The following is a 2,012-nucleotide window of genomic DNA, read 5'->3' on the forward strand; positions in this document are numbered from 1 at the left end:
CCGGCCCCGCCGGTGAGCCCAGGGTCTGCCGTCCGCGTGCCGGCAGTCTCAAGAGGGGGCGCGTCATCCCCGGCAACGGTTTTCAACGCCGGGCGGGCCGTCCAACCTGTCGGGAGGAACATTCAGCCCGTCGGGAGGGATGAGCCCTCGGGAGGGACGAAACGGGCCGCGAGCGGCTCCAGCGTCATCGAGAGCAGGGTTCCGGCGGCCGAGGCGCCGATGGCGACGGCCCAGCCGGAGGGTCCGAGCGGGGTGCAGCCGAAGAACCGGCTCAGCCCGGGCGTCTGGACGACCATAACCAGCGCCACCACCGACCCCAGGCTGCTCAGCAGCACCGACCGGGAACGCCCGCCGACCAGCAGTGTCTGGCCGAGCTGCGCCCCGACCAGCGCCACCAGCCCGACGGTGTCGGCGTGCCGGCGCCGGCCGGTGGGACGGGCGACGATCCATGCGCCGGTGGCGGCCGCGGTGGTCGCCACCGCGCGCACCGCGACCTCCCGCAGCAGCGCGCGGCCCAGCGATCTCTCCGGCCCCTCCCCGAGCAGCTCGCCGGCCCGGCCGGGATCCGGCTGGCGCAGGGCGATGGCGAGCCCGGGGGCGAGGTCGGTGAGCAGGTTGACCAGCAGCAGCTGCCGGGCCGACAGCGGGGAGGTACCGGTGGCGACCGCGCCGAGCAGGGTGAAGGCGATCTCGCCGAGGTTGCCGCCCACCAGGATGCCCAGCGCCTGGCGCACCGAGGCCCACATCGACCGGCCCTCGACCAGGACGTCGAGGATCGTCTCCAGCCGGTCGTCGACGACCACCACGTCGGCGGCGGCCCGGGCGGCCGGGGTGCCCCGTCGGCCCAGCGCGATCCCCACGTCGGCGAGCCGGATCGCGGGCGCGTCGTTGGCGCCGTCGCCGGTCATCGCGACCACCTTGCCCAGCCGCTGGTACGACTCCACCACGCGGACCTTGTGCGCCGGGGTGCCGCGGGCGACCACCGTCACCTCGGGCAGCAGCGCGTCGAGCGCGTCGTCGTCCAGCGCGTCGATCTCCATGCCGGTCATCATCCGGCCGCCGTCGAGGACCCCCAGCTCGGTGGCGATCGTCTGCGCGGTGGCCGGGTGGTCACCGGTGATCATCACGGTCTGCACGCCAGCGTCGTGCAGCTGGACCAGGGACGGCCCGGCGCCGGAGCGGACCGGATCCGACAGACCGAGAAAACCCAGGAAGGTCAGAGCGTCGAGGTCGTCGTCCGACACCTGCCGGCTGTGATCGGGCATCGCGCGTTCGGCGACGGCGAGCACCCGGTATCCCCGCCGGCCCAGCGCGACGTGCTCGCGGGCCAGGCCCGCCCGGCCACGCCCGTCCAGCGGCACGTCGCCCCGGGCGGTCCGCCAGCGGGTACAGCGGGGCAGCAGCGTCTCGGGCGCGCCCTTGACGCTGAGCAGCACGGCGCCGCCGGTGCCGCCGGTGCCGCCGGCAGGCGTCCCCTGGGAGGTCCTCCGGGGCGTCCCGGGGGAGAGCCCGAGGGACGCGTGGTAGGAGCGGCCCGGCTCGAACGGCAGCGAGACCAGCTCCGACCAGGAGCCCAGGCCGTGGTCACGGTCGATGTCCGCGGCTGCCGCGCCCTTGGTCACCGCCCGGTCGGTGGGATGGGACAGCTTGCGCCCGTCGACCCGCGCCGGGGTGGCGCGCAGGCCGGCGGCGACCACCCGGCGCTGCCGTTTCGTCAGCTCGCCGACGGCGGCGGTGTGGCTGCCGTCCGACACCATGCCGAGCCGGATCCGGCCTCTGGTGAGCGTGCCGGTCTTGTCGAAGCACAGCACGTCCACCCGTCCGAGCGTTTCGATGGTCCGCGGGTTGCGCACCAGCGCGCCGCGGCCGGACAGCCGCCGGGCCGCGGACAGCTGCGCGGCCGTGGCCAGGAACGGCAGGCCCTCGGGCACCGCGGCGACGGCGAGCGCCACACCCGCGCTCAGCGTGTCGCCGGCGGGCCGGCCACGGACGAGCCCGGAGGCGAGCAGGAC

Annotated in this window: 1 protein-coding gene; it reads right to left on the reverse strand. The window is 75.8% G+C overall.

The genetic code is table 11. The features are described 5' to 3' along the window. Nucleotides 1-122 precede the first annotated feature (122 nt). Nucleotides 123-2,012, reverse strand: a 1,890-nt coding sequence (locus NBX02_RS12640; RefSeq protein WP_250291474.1) for a cation-translocating P-type ATPase, incomplete at its 5' end; no start/stop codon positions are given.

Source organism: Protofrankia sp. CiP1_Cm_nod1 (assembly GCF_920888515.1).
GTDB lineage: Bacteria > Actinomycetota > Actinomycetes > Frankiales > Frankiaceae > Protofrankia.